18 protein-coding genes are annotated in these 23,541 nt (G+C 37.6%); 8 read left to right on the top strand and 10 right to left on the bottom strand.

Going from position 1 to position 23,541, the window contains the following annotated elements:
* The first annotated feature begins 149 nt into the window (after positions 1–149).
* Together V6C71_27260 and V6C71_27255 are read left to right on the top strand one after the other, a co-directional pair.
* A complete protein-coding gene (locus V6C71_27260) occupies positions 150–374 on the top strand; it encodes a hypothetical protein (GenBank protein HEY9772162.1) in 225 nt (74 codons plus the stop codon).
* On the top strand, positions 371–655 hold the full coding sequence (locus V6C71_27255; GenBank protein ID HEY9772161.1) for a type II toxin-antitoxin system YafQ family toxin: 285 nt from the start codon (positions 371–373) through the stop codon (positions 653–655). The genes V6C71_27260 and V6C71_27255 overlap by 4 nt, the downstream gene beginning before the upstream one ends.
* On the opposite strand, the gene V6C71_27250 is transcribed toward V6C71_27255, so the two are convergent.
* Together V6C71_27250 and V6C71_27245 are read right to left on the bottom strand one after the other, a co-directional pair.
* Entirely contained in the window at positions 649–3,879 is a 3,231-nt protein-coding gene (locus V6C71_27250) for a type ISP restriction/modification enzyme (protein ID HEY9772160.1), read from the bottom strand. The two genes, V6C71_27255 and V6C71_27250, sit on opposite strands and share 7 nt — an antisense overlap.
* 206 nt (positions 3,880–4,085) lie before the next feature.
* Positions 4,086–4,349, bottom strand: coding sequence for a helix-turn-helix transcriptional regulator (locus V6C71_27245; GenBank protein ID HEY9772159.1), 264 nt, complete (start codon positions 4,347–4,349; stop codon positions 4,086–4,088).
* 736 nt (positions 4,350–5,085) lie between these two features.
* Here V6C71_27245 and V6C71_27240 point away from each other — a divergent pair.
* Entirely contained in the window at positions 5,086–7,995 is a 2,910-nt protein-coding gene (locus tag V6C71_27240) for an SIR2 family protein (GenBank protein ID HEY9772158.1), read from the top strand.
* A gap of 75 nt (positions 7,996–8,070) precedes the next feature.
* Here the strand turns inward: V6C71_27240 and V6C71_27235 are convergent, their stop codons facing one another.
* Positions 8,071–8,469: a transcriptional regulator gene (locus V6C71_27235; GenBank protein ID HEY9772157.1), complete on the bottom strand. Its 399-nt coding sequence runs from the start codon at positions 8,467–8,469 to the stop codon at positions 8,071–8,073.
* The gene (locus tag V6C71_27230; protein HEY9772156.1) at positions 8,453–8,752 is read right to left on the bottom strand and encodes a type II toxin-antitoxin system HigB family toxin; all 300 of its coding nucleotides are present in this window, start codon (positions 8,750–8,752) and stop codon (positions 8,453–8,455) included. The genes V6C71_27235 and V6C71_27230 overlap by 17 nt, the downstream gene beginning before the upstream one ends.
* Positions 8,753–8,915: 163 nt before the next feature.
* On the opposite strand from V6C71_27230, the gene V6C71_27225 reads away from it, so the two are divergent.
* Positions 8,916–9,908 (top strand): tyrosine-type recombinase/integrase, encoded by a 993-nt coding sequence (locus V6C71_27225; protein HEY9772155.1) that lies wholly within the window; start codon positions 8,916–8,918, stop codon positions 9,906–9,908.
* 209 nt (positions 9,909–10,117) lie between these two features.
* Here the strand turns inward: V6C71_27225 and V6C71_27220 are convergent, their stop codons facing one another.
* The 6 genes from V6C71_27220 to mobV form a co-directional block, all read right to left on the bottom strand.
* Positions 10,118–10,315, bottom strand: a complete 198-nt coding sequence (locus tag V6C71_27220) for a hypothetical protein (GenBank protein ID HEY9772154.1) — start codon at positions 10,313–10,315, stop codon at positions 10,118–10,120.
* Between the two features lie 45 nt (positions 10,316–10,360).
* On the bottom strand, positions 10,361–10,930 hold the full coding sequence (locus V6C71_27215; GenBank protein ID HEY9772153.1) for a hypothetical protein: 570 nt from the start codon (positions 10,928–10,930) through the stop codon (positions 10,361–10,363).
* Positions 10,931–11,026: 96 nt separating this feature from the next.
* Positions 11,027–11,344, bottom strand: a complete 318-nt coding sequence (locus V6C71_27210; protein ID HEY9772152.1) for a hypothetical protein — start codon at positions 11,342–11,344, stop codon at positions 11,027–11,029.
* Complete coding sequence (locus V6C71_27205; protein HEY9772151.1) at positions 11,331–11,930, bottom strand: ParA family protein; 600 nt, start codon at positions 11,928–11,930, stop codon at positions 11,331–11,333. The genes V6C71_27210 and V6C71_27205 overlap by 14 nt, the downstream gene beginning before the upstream one ends.
* 83 nt (positions 11,931–12,013) lie before the next feature.
* Entirely contained in the window at positions 12,014–16,738 is a 4,725-nt protein-coding gene (locus tag V6C71_27200) for a hypothetical protein (GenBank protein ID HEY9772150.1), read from the bottom strand.
* Positions 16,739–16,885: 147 nt separating this feature from the next.
* Positions 16,886–18,643: a MobV family relaxase gene (gene mobV, locus V6C71_27195; protein HEY9772149.1), complete on the bottom strand. Its 1,758-nt coding sequence runs from the start codon at positions 18,641–18,643 to the stop codon at positions 16,886–16,888.
* Between the two features lie 264 nt (positions 18,644–18,907).
* On the opposite strand from mobV, the gene V6C71_27190 reads away from it, so the two are divergent.
* From V6C71_27190 to V6C71_27175, 4 genes are all read left to right on the top strand, one after another.
* Entirely contained in the window at positions 18,908–19,495 is a 588-nt protein-coding gene (locus tag V6C71_27190) for a hypothetical protein (protein HEY9772148.1), read from the top strand.
* A 20-nt stretch (positions 19,496–19,515) separates the two neighbouring features.
* Positions 19,516–20,235, top strand: coding sequence for a mobilization protein (locus V6C71_27185; protein HEY9772147.1), 720 nt, complete (start codon positions 19,516–19,518; stop codon positions 20,233–20,235).
* A 46-nt stretch (positions 20,236–20,281) separates the two neighbouring features.
* The gene (locus V6C71_27180) at positions 20,282–21,136 is read left to right on the top strand and encodes a DUF6753 family protein (GenBank protein ID HEY9772146.1); all 855 of its coding nucleotides are present in this window, start codon (positions 20,282–20,284) and stop codon (positions 21,134–21,136) included.
* 63 nt (positions 21,137–21,199) lie between these two features.
* Positions 21,200–23,287 (top strand): helix-turn-helix transcriptional regulator, encoded by a 2,088-nt coding sequence (locus V6C71_27175; protein ID HEY9772145.1) that lies wholly within the window; start codon positions 21,200–21,202, stop codon positions 23,285–23,287.
* The last annotated feature ends 254 nt before the right edge of the window (positions 23,288–23,541 follow it).

The following is a 23,541-nucleotide window of genomic DNA, read 5'->3' as shown; positions in this document are numbered from 1 at the left end:
GTTTTTAAATTCTTTGATTTTTATAAGTCATCCAAAATCTAAAATTATTCAAGAAAATTTTCTGAAGTTGATTTGATTTTTTCTTAAAAGCAATTCTTTGATATTGATACTGTTATGATTAATAGCAGGTACAGTTTTAAGTAGATGTAATGATGAGCCTAGATAAAGTTTTGGATGAAGCAATGGATTTGCCACTGGAACAGCAAGAAATGTTGATCCAAATCCTACAACGTCGGATGATAGAGCGACGCAGGGATGAAATTGCGACCGATGCAGCAGCAACTCTTGCTGAATTTAGAGCGGGTAAGCTAAAGGCGCAAACTGCCAATGAAGCGATCGCATCTCTTCGAGAATCTCTCCAGTCTGACGAATGAGCAAAATAATTGTCTCTAGTAAATTTAAGAGAGCATTCCGCAAATTTGCCCGCCGTAATACACAGTTGCAAGCACGGATTGAGGAAACAATTGCCGAGTTGTCTAATGAAATATTTAATCCATCTCTGGGTACTCATAAGCTAGAAGGAAAATTATCAGGTTTATTATCTTGTTCTTGTGGATATGACTGTCGTATTGTCTTTGCTATTGAAACAGATGAAGAAAGCGGTGAAACACTCATAGTTTTATTGGATGTTGGTACTCATGATGAAGTTTATTGAATAGGAAAATTAGGAATAGCTTGGTCAATTTTTGTCATTAATTCAATCGTTTCTTTGAGAGAAACAACAATTTTTTGATAATGCAGAATATCTTCATCGCTCAGAGTGCGACCTTTGCGATCCTTGAGCCATTTTTGACAAGGTTGATAACCACCAACATAAAAATTCCAAACTTCTTCAGGAACTCCAGTAAACTTGTCGCCGTTTTTGTTGATTTGGACTGTACCGTTTTGGTATTTGGGGTGTGCTGGTGCGACTGTACGTTCTCCTGTTCCTTCTACAAACTCAGTAATAAGGTCGTCGAGTTTGGGAGATGTCATCAAGTGAAGTTGAACTAACTGTTCGCCGTAGTCTGCTAGTTGGCGAAAGAGTTTGTCGTTACTGGTGAGAGGGACGCGGGGGAAGTCGATTTTAAGGAATTCGGCGTAGCGATCGCGGTAAGTGGGAGAATGAAGGACAGCGTAAATGTAGTAAAAAATCGCTTCTGTTGTTGGAAGGTAGTCAAGTTTTTCAGTTATGTCGTCAAGGAAATCCTGAGAGAGATTGGGATTACGCTTGTTTTTCAGAATTGACTTTTGAATGTCATCGGAGTCAGAATAAAAATATAAAGGGGCTGTATAAGCATTGCAATATGCTGTGCCAAGAGAATGCAAATCAGTAATCTGATTAGTAACAAATGAGTAGTTATGTTGTTCAGGAGGACAGCGTTCAAAAATTAAGGCAAGATTCGTATCTATTAAATTTTGCATAATTTCATATCTTGGTCTTCCCAGAAAGGCTCTCGAACGATTAGTAAACCATGTATATCTATTGTCGAATGGGCGATAAGTAATGCCAGTAATATAATCGCAATGTGGGCGGAAGTCTTTTACATTTTGTTTTGCAGAGAAAATAGACCAATCAGTTCCATCACTTCCAACATTATATTTCCTTCTGAATTCTTCACATTCTAATTCCAGTAAATCTTGTAGGGTTTTAATTATTTCTTCCTTGGAATATGCAATAGCCACAGAATCTCTCTTCGTTTGAATACCTGAGACATAACGAGAGAAAATTTCAACTACTGATATTGCTTGATTGTATTCATTTGATAGTGAAAAGTCTTTGTGGCAAAAGAAAAAATAGTTTTTTTTTGGAACTATATCATTCCACGAAGTGCTGCATATAGATGACTTTTTAAGTTGTTGATATTTGTTATCCCGAAGTCCCCACATATCTGCGTGATAAATGTTGGATTCTTGACGAAATTGCAAATATTTAGCAAATAAGTTAATTGAGACACCTTGCTGAATATCAAAGATATTTTCATCTTTCGATCCATCGGGACACTTTTCTTTTTTCTTGATACTTCCATGTAAGTCAAGCGTCCAAATATCATCAAAGCTATTCATTAAACTTTCACGCATTCGTCGATGAGTTATCCCATCCAAGAAAGTATTGCTGGATATAAATGACACAATGCCATGACCTGTAGAGTCAATTCGCCATTGAGCAGCCCTAATAAACTTAATAAAATCATCATCTAGGTTGAGCTTTTTCTCAGTCAAATCTTTTTTATAATCTTTGATTAAATTACTAATCCATTCGCTAGAATTTGCGGAGCTAACAGAATAAGGGGGATTGCCTATTACAACCATGATTGGCTTTTCTTGTTTGATATCTGCTGCTTGACTAGATTCTTCCGCAATAAACTCCTCAAGTAGTAACTCACTTTTTTTAGTAGGTTTCTCTAAAGTATTAGTCAAATACACACCTAACCGCTTTCCACTATCAAATTGATATCCTGTCTCCTCAAGAAACAGCCCCAACTTCAAATGAGCGATCGCATAGGGAGCCATCAACAACTCAAAGCCGAAAACGCGGGGTAATAATCGCTCTCTTACATACCCAGACCAAGATTTATCTTCCAGCCCGACCGTCAATGCCTCTGGCGATTCCTGAAACCGCTTGTGAATTAACTGAAAAATCCAAAGTAAAAACGTTCCAGTTCCACAAGCAGGATCGAGAATCATCACCTCTGGATCGGCTATTCCCAACGGCTTATTAAACTTATCCTTCAGCAACTCATCAACAGATCGCACCATGTAAGACACAACAGGCTCAGGAGTGTAGTAAACTCCTCTAAGCTTTTGCATCTTTTGCTTGTAAGTTTTGAGAAAATCTTCATAAAAGCGAATTACGATGTCTTCTCGGTCAATTTTTTGATGAAAGTCCCGAAGAATAACCTCCATCTTGGCGACTCTAAGGTAGGAGATAATTTCCACAATTGCTTCAATTAACTCATCACCCAATTCCAAAGGCGATCGCTCGGAGATATCCTGAAACAAGCGTCGTAGAAACGGATTAGTTTCTGGTAATAAATCCCAAGCTGTCTGACGATTAAAACCTGTAGAAATGAAATCGTCTTTGTGTCTTTCATAGCTAAATACCCTAGCCGTAAACAACCCATAGGCAACGGTTTGAGCGTAAATATCAGCAAAACTGTATTCTTTTTCGTCGGTAGAACTTACTTTAAGATTGGGCAGTAATTCTTTCTGAAAACTGGTCAATAATTGATGTAAATATCCATTACTTGATTCAGCAGCATAAACAGCGGGTATTATTTTCTCGATCTGTTTTGTTACTTCCGCCAATCGCTGGGCTAACTCTTTCGCCGTCGCAACTGAATCGTAGAAAACCCACTCCACTAAAGGCGTAGATACCAGTGCCTTATCTGCGATCGGTAATGAATCCTGGTGTAATCGAGGCAGTCTGCTATTTAGTAATTGGGTCGAATTCCATTCAAAGGTTTGAATTTGTCGCTGACGCAGTTTTCCTTCAGTTGGTAAAACTAAAGCTACTCTGCCAGTCTCTTCTTTACTGGGCAGAAGAATATACATTACAGGCTGGTCTTCGTTAACTCGATCGAGGTAATGCCCGTAAATTACTTGTTGCTGTTCGGGGCTGGTTAAAAATTCCTTAATTTCGCGATCGCTCTTTGAATTAAGTTCGTCGTAAAAACCTACCGCGATCGGCTGTGTATCTGCTGCTGCTGATGTGTTTTCTCCTGGTCGCAGAAACCAAAACCGAGAACCTTGTGGATCGCGCTGGGCGATCGGATAATCTAAAAGTTCCTTAAGAGCTTCAACACGGCTTTTTTCATCACCACTCATAACAGATTTAAACTGTTGAGCCGTAAAGCTTAAAGATTTAATTTGTCCCGATTTATTTAAAGCTTGAACCACAATAATTCTCCATAAAAAATCTGTCACGCACTCGCCGTTAAGTGCGTAGAGGCGCGAATATTAGCGGACGGGCGCGGTGACGCGACGTTAGGAGCTAATCCTTTAGGACTTGGGGGTTTCCACCAAACTAAGCGGTGCAAGCCCCATGAGCGACCCGTTCAAGAAGTTAGTGATAAAATCTGTTCTTGTCTTGGTATGCCCGTGAATCAGTTTTTATTAACTGATTTAGCTAGAAGGTTCTCCAGCAACTCCTCTCCCCGTTCCCCTAACTCAATTAGCTTTACCTCAATTAGCTTGAGAGCCATTGGCGACGGTTGAGAATGACCGTTTTCCCATCTGTTAACTGTGGGCGTAACTACTCCTAGTTCGACACTTAACTGCTGTTGGGTCAGATTTAGCTCATGTCGAAGCGAACGAATTAGCCTACCCACTTCGGGCTGCTTCATCGTGCTGATTTTTATTGACTGCATAGGTGCAATAAAGCTCGTTTAAGTTATATTGAGCTTCTATTTATTTGATATATTGTTTGATTTTGTAAACGCTATATTGTCGAATATAACTGTGATCCCAAGCAGATGTAATGAGTGATACTGACCATTTTTTAGGAAATATCTAAAGTTTCAAGCGTATTAAAATAGTCTTGACAAATTTTTTCTAGTGGTATGTCAATCAAAAAAAGAGCAGCAGAATTGACGCTATACGCTAGATATAGGGTTTTTGAGTGCAAATACTTAATATACGTAAGTCTTTCTAAGTGCAAGGACTAGCAGCACACCACCGATTTTCACGGAGAGGAACGAGGGAAAGGAATTTGGGGCGACCGTGTTTTTAGTATTTCCGTTGAGTTTTTAGATTTTAACGAGGGAGGTCTAAATGACTGACCGAGAGAACTTGGAGTTTTGGAATAGCCTGACAAGGATAACGAACGTGATCATATATTAGATTAATAGTTCTGCCCATTTGCTTATATAGTGACTGGGTTTTTTGTTGTGTAGAGCGATCTTTCTTTGGAAGTTAGCCAAAATCTATTTCAACTGCGCGACTCTTATATAGACATAGTTGTAAAAGGTGCGATCGCCTAATAACAGCTCCATTTACTGCTTTATCTTGTTCGATCATTACTAGTTATGTATTGTGCAGATCTTACTGGTCATAAAATACTTTTGTAGTTAGAACTGTTGGTGTAAAACAATAGCTGAAGATAAAATGCTTCTTCCAGATCAGCATCATATAGAGCAAATACGCCAACGTCTTTGGTGTGGGAGAGAATTTGGACAAGCAGCAGTTATGGTTGGTGCTGGTTTTAGTTGTAACGCTGACCAAACATCTGCTACAAGCCCAGATTTTCCTCTTTGGTGGGACTTGGAAGAAAAGATGCGTAGTGAATTACCTTTAGGTGTCGTTTCAGCTAACTTAGATGCCTTAGAGCTAGCTAGCGAATATGAAAAAGCTCATGGAAGACAGAAATTAGAACAGTTTTTAGTTGAGTCTATTCCAGATAAAAAATACAATCCTGGCAAATTACACGAGCTTTTATTATCTTTACCGTGGTCAGATGTTTTTACTACCAATTACGATACCTTACTGGAAAGAACATTTATTCTAGAGCGCAAATATGATGTAATTTATAATCCTGCTGATATTCCTGGTCGAATGAAACCAAGAATAGTGAAATTACATGGAAGTTTTGAGTCGTATCGTCCATTTATTTTTACTCAACAAGATTACGAAAGTTACCCCAGAAAATTTGCTCCATTTGTCAACATTGTTCAGCAGTCAATTATGGAGAATGCTTTCTGTTTAATTGGGTTTTCTGGAGAAGATCCTAACTTTTTAAAGTGGATTGAATGGGTTAGAAATAACTTAAATGAATATAGTCCCCCAATTTATTTATGCGGTCTGCTAAATATTTCTAGTTATCAAAAACAAATACTTAAAAGTAGAAAAGTAACTACTATTGATTTATCGCCTTTATTTCCTAAATCAGAATGGCAAGATCGAAGTTTAAGACATTCAAAAGCTTTAGAGTGGTTTTTTCTGAATCTGATGTACGGAGAGCCACCCGATCTTACAGATTGGCTATCAAAACACAATCAAACCAGGAATCAGAGGAAATGGAAACCTAGTAAGAGTTTGCCTGCTATTCCTTCACCATCAGAATCATTGTCTAATGCAGAAAATGAAGTTGATCAATTAAAAATAAAAGTTGATTATAAAGTTTTTGATGGTAATTTTTCAAATCAAAATAATATTCAGCTAGAACAAGATTTAAGCAAATTGATAGCTTTGTGGAGTGAGCAACGTCAAGAATATATCAAATATAAAGGATGGGTTATTTTACCAAGAAAATATAGAAATCGGCTTTGGAATAGTACAAATGAATGGACTTCATTAATTTTTGATTTTTTGGCTCAATTATCTCCGCCCAATAATTTGCTATTGCTTTTTGAATTAAATTGGCGATTGGAAAAAACTTTAACACCACTAATATTTAATGAATGGATAAAAAAGATCGTATCGGTAGTTGAGCAATTTAACCCTTATCCAAACTTGCTAGATTTGAATAAAGCTCATATTACTCCCAATAAAAAAGAATATCAACAACAAGGCTGGCAATGGGAAAATATACAACAGGCTTGGGTGGAATTGGCTTTTGCTTTGTTGAGAGCAGGAAGAGATAATCACGAACAGGAGCTTTTCGATCTATGGTTATCTAGATTAGAAAACATAGTCGGCCAAAACTCAGAGTGGCAGTCTCGATGGTACTACGAACAGTGTCTTTTCTATATATATCGTTTAGATCAAGATCTTGTATTATCGATAGTCGAGGCATGGGAATCAACAACTATTCCTGACTTTTGGCAAATTAAAAGAGCTTCAATTGTTGCTCAAACTGGCAATTTACATGAAGCACAAAGAATAGCTAAAGAAACATTAAATAAAATACGTTCTTGTATTCAACCTGACATTGTAAATTACTATCTTTTATCCCAAGAGGGTTGGGCTATGCGCCTATTAAAAGAAATTGAAGAACAAATTAAATGGGATAAAAGAAAATTTGATGATAATTCAAACGAAATATTTTTAGAACGTTGGGAACAGTTAGAGAAATATCATTGTAATCCAAACAGCGAGCTTGAAATCTTAGAACAAGAAGTTACCAAACCCATACCACAAGCCCAAGCACATAAAGAAAATAAGAGAAGTTTTTTACCAGGAAGAACTACTAGAACCTTCCGCTTCAGTACAAAGACTTTATATCCAGAATTTCATCCAGCTTTTGAGTCTTTACGTATTTTAGAAGAGGGAGGATTGCCACTTAGTTTAATCAATATACAATGGCATTCTAAGCATATTACCAATGCTACTAAATGGACTATTTCCTTTTTTCCTACTTGGTCTTTCTTGGCATTGATTCAGGTAAGCAAGTCAGATTTAGTTAAAGAGTGGCTTAGTTTCATTGATATTGCTATCTTACCTCAAGAAGAAATTAATTATCTTTATGAGATATTATTTGGTTTTTTATCTAAAGTAGTTTATCAGTTAACTAATTTAAGAATTAATTCTAGTTATAAAAATGAATATTTAGATTCCAAATTAGCTATTTTTACAGAGACATTATCTTATCTGAGTATTCGTCTCGATTCAGATAAAATAAATGCTTGGTTTGATCAACATAAAGATAGTATTAATAGATTGTATCAAAGTAAAAATGACTTATTATACGATGACTTAGCAAAAGCAATAGAAAAAATTATTGCTTGTTTATCATTAGTTATTTTACCCAATTTAAAAGATGCAGAAGATAAAGTTAAGCAACTAGCTTTGAATTTGATTAACGAGTTTGAAAAAATAAATATTTCGGTACTATTTGTTTTACCAATGACTTTATTTATAGATAATTCGAGTGTATTAAATGATATTGCCAAAAAATTGAGATTTAGCTTACTGTCATTAAACTCAGAAGAAGTAGATAATGCTATTATTGGTCTGCAATACTGGTTAATTTGCAGTCAACAGAGACAAATACCTGAGCCACCACCAGAATTATTAAATGATTTAACAAACAAACTAGCGATTTCTACCTTCAAAACTCAATATTTTGTGATTATTTAGCGATTGTATAGTGACTTAAAAAGTTTTTTGCTTTTTGCTCTGTACTTATTAGTTTAACTACTATTATTTACAACTCTAAATAAACAATCCAACATCCACAGAGAAAAATTCGGCTAAAGCTTTTGCCTGGGCTTTACTAATACTGCGTTTACCATTAACCACTTCTGAAACAACACCTCTCGAACCTATGACACCGACTAAGTTTTCCTGTTTGATCTTATTGGATTCCATTAGATGCAACAGCATAGAATGAGGTGTCCCTTCGTCCAGGGGATAATTTTCGTCTTCAAATTTTTCAATCAAGGTAACTAATAGTTCGAGGATCGCATCTTCCTCGTTACTGCGATGGGCTTTGTGTTCCAATTCTTGTGCTAATTCAATGGCGCGATCGTTTTCTGCTTCGGTTTCGATGACTTTGGGTTGATATTTAGCTAATAACTGGGCGTAGTCTGAGGGATTAATAGTAAGGGTCATTTTTCCATTTATCCTTAGAGTATTCGGCATGAGTTAAAACATACTTGATATAAATTCTTTGATGCTCGTAGATAATATCGACAATCAAGCGATAGCGATTACCTTTAATATTGAAAACAGTTAAGTTACCTACGGCTTCGGCGGTTTTATAGGTAGCTTGTACTTCAGTTAAATTCTGCCATTGGGCTTTGCTGGCAACTCTATACCAGTCATAAAGAGCATCACAGGCAGAACTATGGGATTGACAGTAATCGCGGAGAATCTTTCGACTAATAACACGCACATTGGTTAACTAAATCTAGTTACTCTTTTATGTTCTCTAATTGAGAATAAAATGTCAAGCTTATTTAGTTTCAAGTTATCAGTTTAAATCATTCAAATTAACGGTACAGTAAGGATATTACCGATCATGATATCGGAAATTGAAGTTTTCGATATCGATTATAATGGAACGAGTTAACCCCCAAACTCCATCACACTTAGAAAACTCTTTCAATGCCAAAATTGAAAGACATTTTACTCATACCGAACCTGACGTGCTAGCTCAATTCCTCCTCGACAAACGCAATTCCAGTACCAGAGCCGCCTACTTTAAAGACCTTAATGACTTTTTTCGCGCCACTACGGGCAAGGCTGCGACTAAAGATACGGTAATGGAGTTTTTGCACCTGGAACGTTCGGCTGCGGTGGGAGTAGTACTAAATTATAAAGCCAAGCTATTTGAGAAGGGTTTGACAGAATCTACCGTCAATCGTCGTCTGGCTGCGATTAAAACTCTCTGTAGTATGGGGCGCAAGTTGGGAATATGTGGATTTACCTTAGAGGATGTTAAAGGGGAAAGAGTTCAGCAATATAGGGATACTAGCGGGATTAGTCCAGAGGAATATCGTCAAGTTTTGGATATTTGCGATCGCACGAAAATAAATGGGATTCGGGATTATGCTTTATTAAAACTGTTGTGGGACAATGCTCTGCGACGGAATGAGGTAAGTTTATTGAACTATGGTGATTTTGAACCTTTGGCTAGGGAATTGAAGATACTGGGGAAGGGAAAAGGGACGCAGACGGAGATAATTGGCATCAGTAGTTCGACGACCAATGCCCTGCTAGACTGGAGTTCCGCCTATAAACACAAGAAGCAGAAAGCACCGTTGTTTGTGGCTCTAGATTTTCAGCATAAGGGACATCGGATAACTGGGGATGGGATTTATAAGCTAGTGCGTCGCTACTGCAAACAGGCAGGAATAACCAAACGGATGAGTCCCCATCGCGTTAGGCACAGTTCAATTACGGCTGCTTTGGATGCTACTGATGGCAATGTGCGGAAGGTACAAAAACTTTCTCGTCATCGTCAGATCGATACTTTGATGATTTATGATGACAATCGGGCGAAAGATCAAGTGGAGCTGTCGGAAATGTTATCTGGACTTACTGATTGAACAGTAGGAGGCTTGGGATATTTGTTTTTGACTGGATGTTTCCCCGCACCCTGAGACAATTGCTTTTTTTTGCTAGATGCCTTAACACTTAAGCAATTGAATGCTTGAATGCTTGAATGTTCAACCTGATAAATACTGCGGTCGGGAATATTCAGACAAAGTTAAAATTGCTCATAATTTTCTCTGGGAAAATCATAGAAATACAACTATCACTTTTCCGTAGGTAAAGCTTCTGAATCTGATAATGATGCTGATAACGTTTCTAATTCTCTTTGTTGCTCTTTTCTCTCTCGATCTAAAAAGGCTTCATGAGATAAATCACAAATATTTTCGACAAACTGCTCTGTCGTTAATTCTTCAAAATGCTGACGAATCAGCTTGGCTGCTTTTTGGGGATCTACCATCATCTTCTCTTTATTAATATGGAAAGCTCGCACCAATGATGCAACTTCTTAATCTATTCTATCTTCTTCTATCAAACAAGATTTTTCGATCAGAGATAAGTCACGAATCAAAATCTGAATATGAGAGCGATCAAATATAGCTGAATTTGGATAAATACGATCGCCTTCATTGAAAACAGCACGTATTGAACCAATAGCTACATCCTGTGACGCTAAAATCTTTTCCATTATGTAATTGAAAAAAGCGCAATCTAAACGATGTGCCTTCGATCTTTGAGGATTTTGACTAGGTAAAGGTATCTTGGCTTTTTGATATTCTAAGATAAACATCCCGTAAGTTTCTCTAATAATCGGATTCCAGGCAATATCGAGCAAGTCTATACAGTTTTCTAAGACTAATTCTGACCTTATTACGGCAGGTGAGTCAGGATATCTTTCGGATGCCCAAGCTAAAGCACGCATAGGTGCATCTTGGAAGAAATATACCCCCGTTCCCAACCAATCATAATCGTTAGTACTCAAGTTAAAACCTCGGTCAATAATTTCCTGGGCTTTTTCTTGACTAGTACCGTGATAACCATAGACTCTTAGCGGTTGAGAAAGATTAATCGATGTCATTGCTTGCTTATTTGCTCAACTTAACTCTAGACATTTAAACATCTAAACATTCAAATGTCCAAGTTTTTAGAGCGAAGTGTCTAGATGTTCAGACAATTACTTTCGAGAACTCAACCAAGTCTCAATTAACTCTTCAACAATACTACTCATTTCTCTCTCTTCATCTAGGGCGATCGCCTTCAGCTTTTTGTGAGTTTTTTTTGGGAGATAGACCGTTGTTCTGGTGTAATCTGGGTTAGCACTCTTAGCTTTTTTAGATGTCTGACTGTTTAAATGTTTGGATGTTGAGATGTCTGATAAAGAATCATCTATTTTAGCTTCAGATATTTGAATGTCCAAAATTTTAGATGTCTGAGCATTTTTCTTCTTGCCCACAACCCCCATCAATCCCTCAAATCTATTATCCTTGGTCATTTTGTATCTCCTTAGCTACATCGACATAACACTGCCAAGCGATCGCACTGTAAGAATCTTTGACAGTACTCACTGGAATACCTTCTAAAGCTGCTTTTTGAAATACAGCTAATCTACGAATACTCCCTTGAAATATAGGTAGCTCGACATTTTGTATTGCTGTTCTAGCTTCAATTCCTGCTTTATTCGGTTTTGGAGGAACAATAGTTAGCAAGATGCAATAACTAGTATCTAAATCATGGAGAGCATCAACCATTTTAAGAGTTGCACCTAACGCTAATGCGTCTGGACTAGTAGGTAAGATTAGTAAGTCACATCCTTCAGCAATAGTTTTTAATTCGTCTTCATCGGGTCTGGCGGGAGTGTCAATAATGATGTGTTCGTACTTACGAGCGAACTTAACCGCTTGTTTTTCATCGACTACTTTGAAGGGTACTTGACCTCTAGCACCCCAATCCAAAGCCGAACGATTGGCATCTCCATCTACTAGTAAAGTAGGTGCTAATTCTTGGAAATAAGTTGCTAAGTGAAAGGCTGTAGTGGACTTACCCACTCCACCTTTAAACGAGGCTACGGTAATAATCATTGTTTGAGAATTTATGTTTAATTTATTGTCATTTAGATGTTTGGATTACTAGACATCTAGATGTTGTGGAAGTTGCTGATGTTTCAAGATTCTGAGGTTGTTTTATGAGCCAGAAAAGTTTTTTCTAGTTCTTGATTATATTTACTGTTGCCAATAGCGTTTTTGATTGTGTCAGTATTATCTTCCAGAAAATTTAGATAATACTGATGAAAGCTTTGAGAAGAAGCTTCACCAATTAACTCTTCTTTCCACAACCAAAATCTTTTATCCCCACACTGTAAAAACAACCTAAAGCCTCTCCATGCCATAACGCGATCTCCTTGAGTTAAAAACTCTCTAAACCAATGCTTTGCCCAAGAATTTCTTTGCCAACGTTCCATTGATATCTCTACTAATCTTTTCCTCCAGGTATCAGGTTGACTCGTAGCCAATTTTTTCAGTTGTTCAAAAGCATCATCTGTTGCCAAAAATCCCAACATAGTAACAGCATGAGAAAAATCTCTTGGCGCAGATGACTGTAATTGCTGTTCAATGCGAGATAACAGCCAACTTTCTCCTTGTCCTAATTGAGCTACTATTGCCAATTCCAGCAACTCAGCATCAGAGTGGCAATTTTCTTGCTGATGTAGCCATTCTTGTTCTAAAGATTCGGTGGGTGAAGCTTGAAATAGGGCATAGTCAAGGTAGCGAGTATTAGTTTGAGCATCTTTGAGAATTATTTGACTCTCGTTTTGACTGAGATATCGATATAGTTCAATAGCTCGTGCATGCGATCGCTCTAGCAAAACATAGCAGAGAGTTTCATAAAAGACAGTACCCACACGAATAACTTTCCTTACTGTTTCATTCTGTTCTCCTTGAATTGGTTCTAACCATTTATCGACTAAATCAGGGCGTTGTGCGATCGCGACTGAAAGAACATCTCTGAGAATTTTGTAATTAAAAAAGCAATTATTTGCCTCTAACTGTTCTTTTCTGGAACTTTCACTAATTTGATTGAGTTTTTTTCTAGTTTCTTCTCGTTCATCAAAATCTTGTAGAGAACCATATTCGCTATTACTACCTATGCCTCCCCAAGTTGAATCTCTAGATACAAAAGTCTCTGAGAAATTGAAATACTTATCAGATAAATAAATCATATCGAGATCTGTAAAATTTTCATCTCTCGCGATTCTAATTTCCAATTGGGGAAAATCTAGAGGTAATTCTGGTACGTTTTCTTTAATTTCAGTCCAGAGTAAATCAATGTAGTCAGCATACTGTTTGACTTCTGCGGATTTCAGACCGCGATCGCGAATAGCAATTCCTAAAAAGGATGGATAAACCCGATCTTTGAGAGCCAAGAAGGATAACTTTTGTCCGTACTGACAAAGAAGTAAGTTGCCCCAATGGTTTTCGAGATCGTGGTGTTGTACATTCGATTGCCAAGAACTATTGATAAAATGCTGAATAATCGCAGTATCTTTAGATTGATAGAGAATTTTTAGAGCTTGCGATCTTATAAAACTATTTTCATTCTCTACAAAAGGATAAATATGTTGACGAATCTGTTCTGCCGTCAAATTTTCTTGATGAGTAGATAAAAACCAAAGTGTTCTCTGTGTTGATGTATCGTCGTTTAAGCGATCTAGTTTTAATAATACTGATTCTGAATTTTGGAGAGATTTAAAACTACGTTCTAAAGATATTAAATCAGATGCAGTCTCTGGACGCTGTAGAAAATAATCTAATTGTTGTTTTGGTTCTAGCTGTTCGAGAACTACTTTAAATAGATGCGCTTCAGCAACTTTTTCTAAATCTTCTGTAATGTCGCATTTTTCCTTGAATTGCTGCCAAACTCTGTAAATAGATTGTTTTTCTGTTTTATCAAAAATTAAATAGTTTTCTTTGAGTTTAAAACATAATTGTCGCAGACTTATTTCTGAACGATTAACAATACCCCTTATAATCTTTCTAACTAAATCTGCTATTACATCAGGTGCATAAGCATATAAAGCTGCCTCGTATTGTTTAAAGTTAATATCGTCTGAATTCTGGTAATATTCAGACCAAATAGAATCAATAGAAATTTGCTCTGTTAAAGGTGCAAAATATTCGCGAAGATTATCAGGTACTTTCAATACTGGATTCAAGCAATGAGGTACAACTTTCTGAGCAACCCAATGTAATGTCAGGTCAGATCTTTTTAGACAGGTAACATAATCGCTTTCACTCCATCTATACCAAGATTGACAGATATCTTGTTTCTGTTTCTCAATCCAAGGATTTTTAGGAAACAGATCTTGAGGTAAAGTTTCTCTCAACCCAAACGCTTCTGTACTACCTTCCCAAGACAAAAGGAAATAGGCAACTCTATTGGCAATAAGATTATCGGCAGTCCTTAAGCTCTCAACTTCTAATTTAATTTCATTCCATAAATTATCATCAGCACTAGCAAATATCCATTGAAACAAATTATATTTATCTTGATAATCTTGAGTACATCCCATAATCGCTTCTGCCATAGCTCCTGTGGCGATCGCTTTGATCAATGGCTTTACAGGTAAATAATCAATCAACCTCAATGCCACTCTTCCCAAGCGCAGCAGTCCATCATCATCAATTGCCGTTAATTGATACCCATTAAATGTAAATACTTGTCCTGGTTTTAATTGTTGACCAATACACTGAAAAATATCTTCTCGAATTTGTTCGATTTCGCGATCGTTTTTAGAGGCACGACGCGAATGGGGAAATCCATCAAGATGTACAAATCCTAACCATTTTTCTAGTTTAGGAATGAGTTTTTCAATAACCTTTTCGTTCTCTCGCCAGCGAATCAAGGCTCGCATCAGTAACTCCTGCGCCCAAGGATTCTCTGTTTGATAAGACCAAATCTTCTCTGCTAAATCAATATAAGCTTCAGGATCTACAGGGAAATATTCAATAAAATCTGAATCAATATCTTTTCTTGGATTTTGACTATTAACCCAAGCTAATAGCAATGTGACTTTGACCTCTTGCGAAATTTCGGAATCCCCAAGAGAAATTAAGCTGGCAAAGTGACAAATTTCTCCTTTAAGATCCATTCCTGCATGGGGTTCGAGCCATTGTGCGATTGCTTCTTCAAGATTTACTTCTCCTGTCTCTGCTGCATCGGCTAAATTTTCTACTAGCAGTAGACCTAATCCATAGGTCAAGAAATTTTTTTTTACTTCATATCTACTACTGCTTTTTTCTTCAAGAATACTTCCTGTCCGAAACTCTTCCAACAGCTCTATTTTGCTGGAGACAAAAGAAAAAGTTTCTTCTATTTCGTGTTCCTTAAGTCTATTTTGAGCTTTTTCTAAAGTTTTTTCGACTAAATCTTTAATTATCGCTTGGAATTTAGCATCAGTTATTGCAATATTGCTTTTTCGCTCCAGTCGATCTTTCCAATCTTCGTAAATTAATCGAGCAATAGTAATATTGCCAATGTCACCAATTCTTTCTTGATATTTGATAACTAAATTAAAGAAGCGAGGTTTATGAAGAAGTTGAGATTCAAAAAGTTTTTGTGAAAGTTGAGAACGATTTATCTTGTTTACTCTTAAAGCTTCTGTTAATTCCTCTTCACTGTAAGGAGGAAGCTTATGAGTGTTAGTTGATAAATAACGAAGTGAACCAAATGTCGATTGCCAGTGGCGATCTCGACAAGTAATTAGTACCGCGACACTATTACGCCAAGGAGAAGCAACCAAACAATCAATCAGCGATCGCCACCACTCAAAATCTCGACGCTCATTAATTCCATCTAAAACTAGCAATAGAATTGGGTCATCATTCGTTGTTTTTTCTATCCAACGTTTGATACGAAGGTTGCACTGCTCACTACTTAAGCTTGAGAAGTTCCGAGCAATAATTTCAGAAAATAGAATATATGGATCATTATTGCTTGCTTGATTAGAGGATATAAAAACAACACCTGGAAACTTATCACCTTGTTGTATTTTCTGTCCCAGCCAACGGGCTACACCCCAGGTTTTTCCGTCTCCTTCTTCACCTAAAACAGCAAAGACGTTTCTATGTTTTCCCCAAGTAGAATACCAGCTATCTAACTGCTCTGTTAAAGCAGTCCGTTCAATAAACCGAACATTCTCTCCCTCAACATCAATTGGCTGTCCAAAAAAGGGACGAGAATCTTTTTCTGACTTAAAGTAATCTAAAAGTTTTTGATTTTGCTCGACTCGCCAATTTTCATATCCCACCAGAGGAGAAAGAAATTTTTCTTTTAACTGATTTACTCTTTGAGAAAATTGAGGATGTTTAGCAATTTCATCCAGCTCATTTTCCAGCTTTTGTAAGTCCTCATCTAATGAAATGATTAGTTTCAAAAATTTAATTGCTGTAGCTGGAGAATTTGCACACAAAACAGCTAAATAACTTGGCTTTCCATCACCATCAGCAATTACGGCAAAATCAATCCCTTTTTGAGCAGCACTTCGATGTAAGCTTTCATATAGCTTAGAATCAACATCTCGACTGGTAACTAGAACCCAAACATCTAAATCTGGAGTTCCTGCTTTTGCTTGATCTAATTCGCCTAAAAGTTCTCTCTCATTTAATTCAGTTGTCTTTTTATACCGCTTACATTCTACAAATATAGTATTCTGATAAAAATCACGAGAACTCATATCTCGACCTGCTTGATAGCCAGGTTTCGCAAGATTAAAATGTCGCCCAGTTAAAGACTCTAAAAGCTCTGCAATTAATCCTTCAAAACTACAATCTCCAGTAGCGGACAATTTTACGATTGAATCTAAGAAAGTATTGGATATGCGATCGCTCATTACTCAAATCTGCTGACAAAAGACTCATGGAAGCTAGAATCTAATCTATTTTTATTTGGATGTCCAGTAATTTAAACATTTAGATGTTTAAATTACTGGACATCCAAATAGTTTTAATGCCTTTGCCTTCGTCAAAGGTAGAGCAAATCATAAGCTCAACCCACCACCCCTTTCAATCCCACGTTGATGCTGTCTATTAATCTCATGGCTTCGCTTCTGATTAACCCAATCAAACGTATTAACTAAATCCTGATTCCAATCAATCGCTTTAGGAGTTTTACTAACTGCATTCGGCAACTGAGTCTTAATTCTTTCTGCCATCGACTGACCAGAGCGATCGCGATCAAAGGCAATCACTACATCCTTCACCGATTTTAAATACTCAATTGGTATGACACCAGCCCCATCAGTAGATAAATAGAGTGTTTTTAATGAATCAGTCCGCTCTAACACCGCCAAGGACATCGCATCAATCGGCGACTCAACCAACACCACTCTTCTTATGGGATCACTTGATTGCTCTCCCTTAGTCAAGTAAAACCACCCCTCTTTTCTCTTTGAACCTTTGGCTAATCCTTTGAATTGATTATCTTCTCCTGCTGTACCTCTAAGTGTTGCTCCAGTAATTTTATCCTCATCTAGTGAACGACGAAGAAACACCGCATTCTGATTTTGATCTGCATAAACTAATCCCTGTTCGTGTAGCTTATCCACTAAACCACTAGGTAACAATCTTGTACGAGTTAAATATTGTTTGACAGAAAGCCATTTACTCTGTTCGGGGACTGGCGGAGTAAATTCCTGCACTGGTTCGGTTCTAATTATTTCTCTGGTTTTATAAGTTACCGCTTCAATGGTGGCACTTTCTCCCAGACGCTCCCCAAGCCAAGCTACTGATTGTTTATAGTCACACTCGTTAATGTGCATCACCAAATCGATCGCCCCACCTCCACCCTTCATCTGTTTCCAATCGTAGAATTTACTACCAGTAATATTAATAATGTGGTATTCGTTTTGCCACTTGTGTTTGTCTTTTGGATCTGGTTCTAAACCCAATTCATAGACAACATCTTTTAGGGGTAAATCCCGCACTTGATCAGCGATGTCTGCATACTTAGTTTTCCAGTTAGTTAATTCCCTGGCTTGAGTTTTAATTTTGATTTCAGCTTGCTCTAGACGCTGCTGTAATTCTTCTTTGTCCCTAGATAATAGTTTGGCGGTAATTAAAGCCTGTTCCTTTTCTTTGATTACTCTTTGCCTATCTGCCAACTGATGTTGAATAGTAGTTCGATCTAAAGTTAAATCTGGTGTTTTAGTTACCGCAGCATAGTATTGCTTGACCGTAGTGTGTTTAGCTCTACTCCCTTTAATCCCCCTTTCTAATCCAATTAGTGACATGGCATTAGCATAACTATCTTGAAACTGACTTAGTTTTTGCCGTCCGCCAAATAGTCCCCGACAGTTTAGTTTTCCTCTTTCATCTAGGGGTACAAGATAAGCATGAACATGGGGAGTTGATTCGTCTAAATGTAGCTCGGCTCGAACAATGCGATCGCCATACTCATTATCTAACCAGTTATGAACTGACTGTTGAAAATCTGCTAGACGTTCTGGCTCATAATATCCTGCCTTACTTGGGTCATCGGGTCGGAAGTATTCAGGGCTAGCGGTCAACAACATCTCCACACAGAGAACCGCATTCTTGCGGATGGTTTGTTCACCAATGCGCTCTCTGACGATGGTTTCTAAGCTGGGTAGACTGCTTGAATCTGGTTGACCAATAAAACGAATGTTAGCAATCTCTGGGTTGGCGTTTGGGGTTTCTCTGGCTCTTCTGGTATGCTGACCTGAAGCACCGACATTTCCCGACTTTAGTTTAGCGATGCGAGCAATAGCATGAGGCATTTCTTTTTCCCAGTTGTTTTGAGATTTTACCTTTAGGCGAACGAAATAATTTTAGCGCAGCGGTGGCGAAGCCAAAAATTGTGTAGTGAGTAGCACCAAATTTATACAATTTTAGTCTCTCGGATAAATACTCCTGGGAAAAGAAGAAGCATTCTTGACTAGGATACTTCCCTTTACAAAAGTTCAATTTAAGCGAATTGCTATTTATGTGATGATTAATTGTATAGCAATAAACAGAAGGCACGAATGCTGGAGTAATTAAAGATGGTTAAAGCTAAACCTAATCAAAAATTTCATATAGATAAGCTCAACACTGCATTAAATAAATTAGACCAACTAGAATTTAAACCAGTTGAAGAACTAACACTACGAGAAAGTATTTATTTTCTTCGAGGTAAATTAAACAGTGCTTTGAAGAAAGGTTATACCTATGAGGATTTGTCTGAAATTTTAGCCGAACAAGAGATTTTGGTGTCGGCTACTACTTTGAAATTGTATTTAACTGAAGGTAGTAAGAAGTCATCTTCACGAAAGCGAAAAAGTAAATCTAGTTCTGCTTCTAGTTCTAGATCGACTCCTCAATCGAACTCCAAATTATCAACAAATGTTACTGATTCTAAAGAAGAGTTAGGGACTGGTAATTCCGATGCTGAAATCAATAGTATAAAGGGTAGTACAGATTCAGAACAAGCGGTTAATCTGAATTCTACGACTAGGACTAAATCATCTTCGTCTGTTAGTAACAAAGCTAAAACCAAAAGTCAGTCAATTGGTAATAAGTCTTCATTGACTAAAACTAAAATTCTGTCTGGTTCAAATGATGATTTAGAGAGCGAGTTTAATAGTTTTTAATTTGGAGCAAGAAGACTTAAATGGCGATCATACATTTGGTTGATGGTGAGAAGGGGGGAGTAGGTAAGTCTTTTGTGACTAGAGCGATGATTCAATATGGATTGGATCGTGAGTTGTCTTTTGTGGCGATAGAGACGGATCGTTCTAATCCTGATGTTAATCGGGTTTACAAAGAGCAGTGTCAGTTTGCTGTTTTTAGTGAGGATGAGAAACAGGCTGGTAAGGCAGATCGCATTTTTGAGATGGCGATGGAACAGCCCGTAATTGTTTCTTTGCCGAGTCAAGTTAATCGGGCGGTTACTACTTGGATTGAGAATAATCAGTTACTAGAGATTGGTCAGCAGTATGACGTTAGTTTTTGTAAGTGGTTTGTGACTAACGGTGAATATGACAGCATTAGGCTTTTTCAGGCTTCTGTTGACTACTATGGCGAGCAAATGACTCATGTTCTAGTCAGAAATTTTGGGCTTTGTGATGAGTGGTCGCAGGTGGATAATGATAAGTCGCTACAAAAACTTATTACGGGGTATGGAATAAAGGTAATTGATTTTCCCAAGCTGGGTTATCAGGAACGGTATTTAATTAACCAGAAGCAGTTGCGCTTTGATGATGCTACACGCTCATCTGATTTGACTGTTTTGGGTAGGCAGCGGGTGGTTAATTTTTTGAAGACGGCATTTGCAGCTTTTGACAGTACTGAGGTTTGGTCAACAGAAATGGAAACAGCTTCAGTTTCTTAAAGATCGAGCAAAAGGAGGAATAACAAATAGGTATTGAAAAAATAAGATGAGTCTACTTAATGGTAGTGCGGTAAAAGCCAGAGAGGTCATAGATTTTTGCATGGCGAATGAGTCCCCAGAACTCAAGGCTAAAGTGTTTGAGATTATCAGTCGTAGTGGCTTAGAGCCAAATGACCCGATGTTTATGGCTTTACTGCTAACAGGACAGATGCGGGTGTTAATTGAAGCTGCTCCAAAGGATCTAAATCGGCTTTTATCTGAGTGGAAAGAAGAAAGTGCTAGTAGTTTGTCTGAAATTACCGAAGCTATTTCTCTGGTTGCAAAACAACAGCAGAAGCAGGCTGAGACGATCAAAGAGAATATGGAGGCTGTTAGCAATAAGTGCGTCTCAGATATTAAAGAGGCGGGCATGGGTACGGTAGGGGCGATCGCTGATGCTAGTAGCGAAAATTTTGAGCGGTTACAGCATAACTTAAAGCAAATTGAGCGATTAGAGTCGGAGGTTGCCGAACTGGATGCTAAAATCTTTGCTCGCGAGCAGAAGAGTATGAAGGAGATGAATGCTTTTGTTGAGTGGGCATCGAATATTACTAAAAGGCAAGAAACGGTTAATCAGCAGATCGATCGTTCTATCTCTGGAATTGGCAAGATTCAGCAAAATAAGATTTGGCTGAGGATCGCGGACGGTTTTTGGTCTTTTCCTGCTTTAGTAGCTTTTGGGTTAATTCTTATAGTCGGTACTTGGTGGGTAGCATCAACCAGGTACAATCATCCTCACAATGTGTTTGGACGTGATGTAGTGGATTGGAACGTCGATCGCATCAATAACTGCCGAGAAACCAATAATCCTAAGTGTACTTTCTGGATTGTTCCTCCAGGTTCTCCAGAAAGGAATGAATAAGCCCAGCAATATTTTCTATGATTATTTATTGTTAGAGATCGAATTGATTAGACGATTAAGACCATGCCAGAACAAAATGATGAGATCTTTAAGTTCGATCCGAACAGTTTTTGGGGCGATCGAGAGAAAGAAACAGATTATGTGCGTGTCGATAATAAAGAGACGGGAATGATTGCTATGGTTTCTGCTTCTACGCTGGAAACACAAAACAAACAACAAGTTCTCACGCAGGTTGACGAATTTTATCAACAATATAATGTATTTAGAAGCAATTTAAAGCCTGAAGAAATCAAACGAACTGCTCAATCGTTTAAAGAAAATTATCAACTTTTAAATTTAATAGCACGTCAAGTAGTTTTTCACTTAGTAAAGTTATACGAGCATCGTGTCAAAATTCACCTAATAAAAACTGGTAAATTACACTCACGACTACCTACATTTACTCTAAATTTTGATCGAGAAGAAAATTTAGTTTCAGTCGAACTGCATCTTAGTCAAAAAAGAATCGACCAGGTAATTAAGCAATTAGAAAATGACATAAACATAACGTTAAAAGATTTTAAAATCTCAGAAACCGCAGCCGAAGAGTTTTTGACGTTTCATTCAATATCATTAGTTGAAAAAATGCAACAAAATATTGGAATAGAAGCTTTTAATAGCATGAATTCTGATGAGAGAGAGAAAGCTTGCAACCAATATTTTCAAGAACAAGAACTAAGCAATTTAGAATCCAAAGTGGCGGATTTTTTAAAACACTTTTCTCAAAGAAATGCCACAGCTATTTTTAAAACTCTTGAAAGTCTTCCCTTAACAGAGATAGAGCGAACTTTGGGCTTTAGAGAAAACAATGAAGCAGAGCCTGTACCAGTTACCGAATCTAGATTAGCCAATGCTATTTTGCCCATTCCTACTTTTGCAGCCTTTAGCAGCGCATCTTTAGCTCAAATTAGAAAAGACCTATGGCAAAAAGATGACAACGGATTTGCCTACTTTAAGCACCAAGCCAAAGGCAATCCTAAGAACTATATCGAACATTATATTAGTAATCCTGGCGATATTGAACTGCTTCCTCTAGAACAAGCCGAGCAGATTATCGATAAATTTGGTTTTAATACAGTCAAACTACATTTAATTTTTGCAGCACATACGATGAATCAGGATCGACCTTGGGACAGTAAGTTTAGTCTAAAGGCGAGCGATATAATTAAATACTTGGGGTGGGACAAAAGAACCGATCTGCCAGTTCATCAGAAGCTCAGTGAAATTGCTAAAACAGCCTTTGTTCTAGATTGTTTGTTAGTTAAGTCTGTTTGGGTAGAAGGTAGAAACAAAAAGGGCGGAATTAATGCCAGTAACCCTACAGGGCGAATGTGGAACGTAGTGGTAGACCCCAGAGGACAATCAGACACAGAAGGAAAGGTTCAAAAACCCGAAGAGGTTTACATAACGGTACAGCCAGGTTTAATTTTCCATAGTTTTCTCAACAAAGCTGGTAGCAAACTGCAAGAGGCTTTGTACCAGTTTGGCTATCTGGCTCAAAGTATTCTCCGAATCGATCCTTATCATGACGAACTAGCGTTGAGGTTGGCAATTCACCTAGCAATGGAAAGCAGAATCCATACGTCGGGAAAGTATCGAGTCGAAACTTTACTCAAACACCTCCTGCCTCATACCGTCATTGATACAGCACGCAGCGATACACGCAGAGGATATGACCTAAAACAACGCTGGGACAATGCTTTAAAGTTGCTGAAAAAACTTAGTTGGCAAATTCAGTTTGATGAAACTTATCCCTCGTGGCTACAGCCTGGAAGTAAACTGAAAAAGCCAACAGATGCCAGAAAGATGAAAATTATCGAATGGTTGCTTCTAGCCAGAGTAACTATTCAGCCTCCACACCCAATACCAGAATTACTAGCGAGTAAAGCAAAACCAAAGCAGAAAGTAAAAAAGCCAAAGCAAATATCGGCAACTGGAATAACGAGCGACCAAATCCGAAAAGGCAGAAACGCCAAAGATTGGAGTCAGAGAAAGCTAGCGGGTACGCTAGGAGTAAGCCAATCACTAGTAAAAATGTGGGAAAAAGGGAAACGAACTCCCTCAGAAGAAATGGAAAAAAAGCTACGCGATTTACTGCAAATTGAAGATTAGCTTGATATCTAAATAGTATGTACTCAAGTACTCAAAAAAAATAACCTATTAAAAATAGGATCAAAGCATTATGTATTGGGAGTTAGAGCTTGAGTACAAAACCTCTAGTATCCCAGGACGAAACCTCTAGTATCCCAGGACGACTCGTTTTTGAAACCTATATATATCAATGATTTCAGGTTTGAGTACACTCCTTAATTAGTCTGATAAGACTAATCCGTTTTCAAAAACCGTTTTAATTAATCTGGCATGAT

Source organism: Coleofasciculaceae cyanobacterium (assembly GCA_036703275.1).
GTDB lineage: Bacteria > Cyanobacteriota > Cyanobacteriia > Cyanobacteriales > Xenococcaceae > Waterburya.
This window is presented reverse-complemented; position numbering and strand designations above follow the sequence as displayed.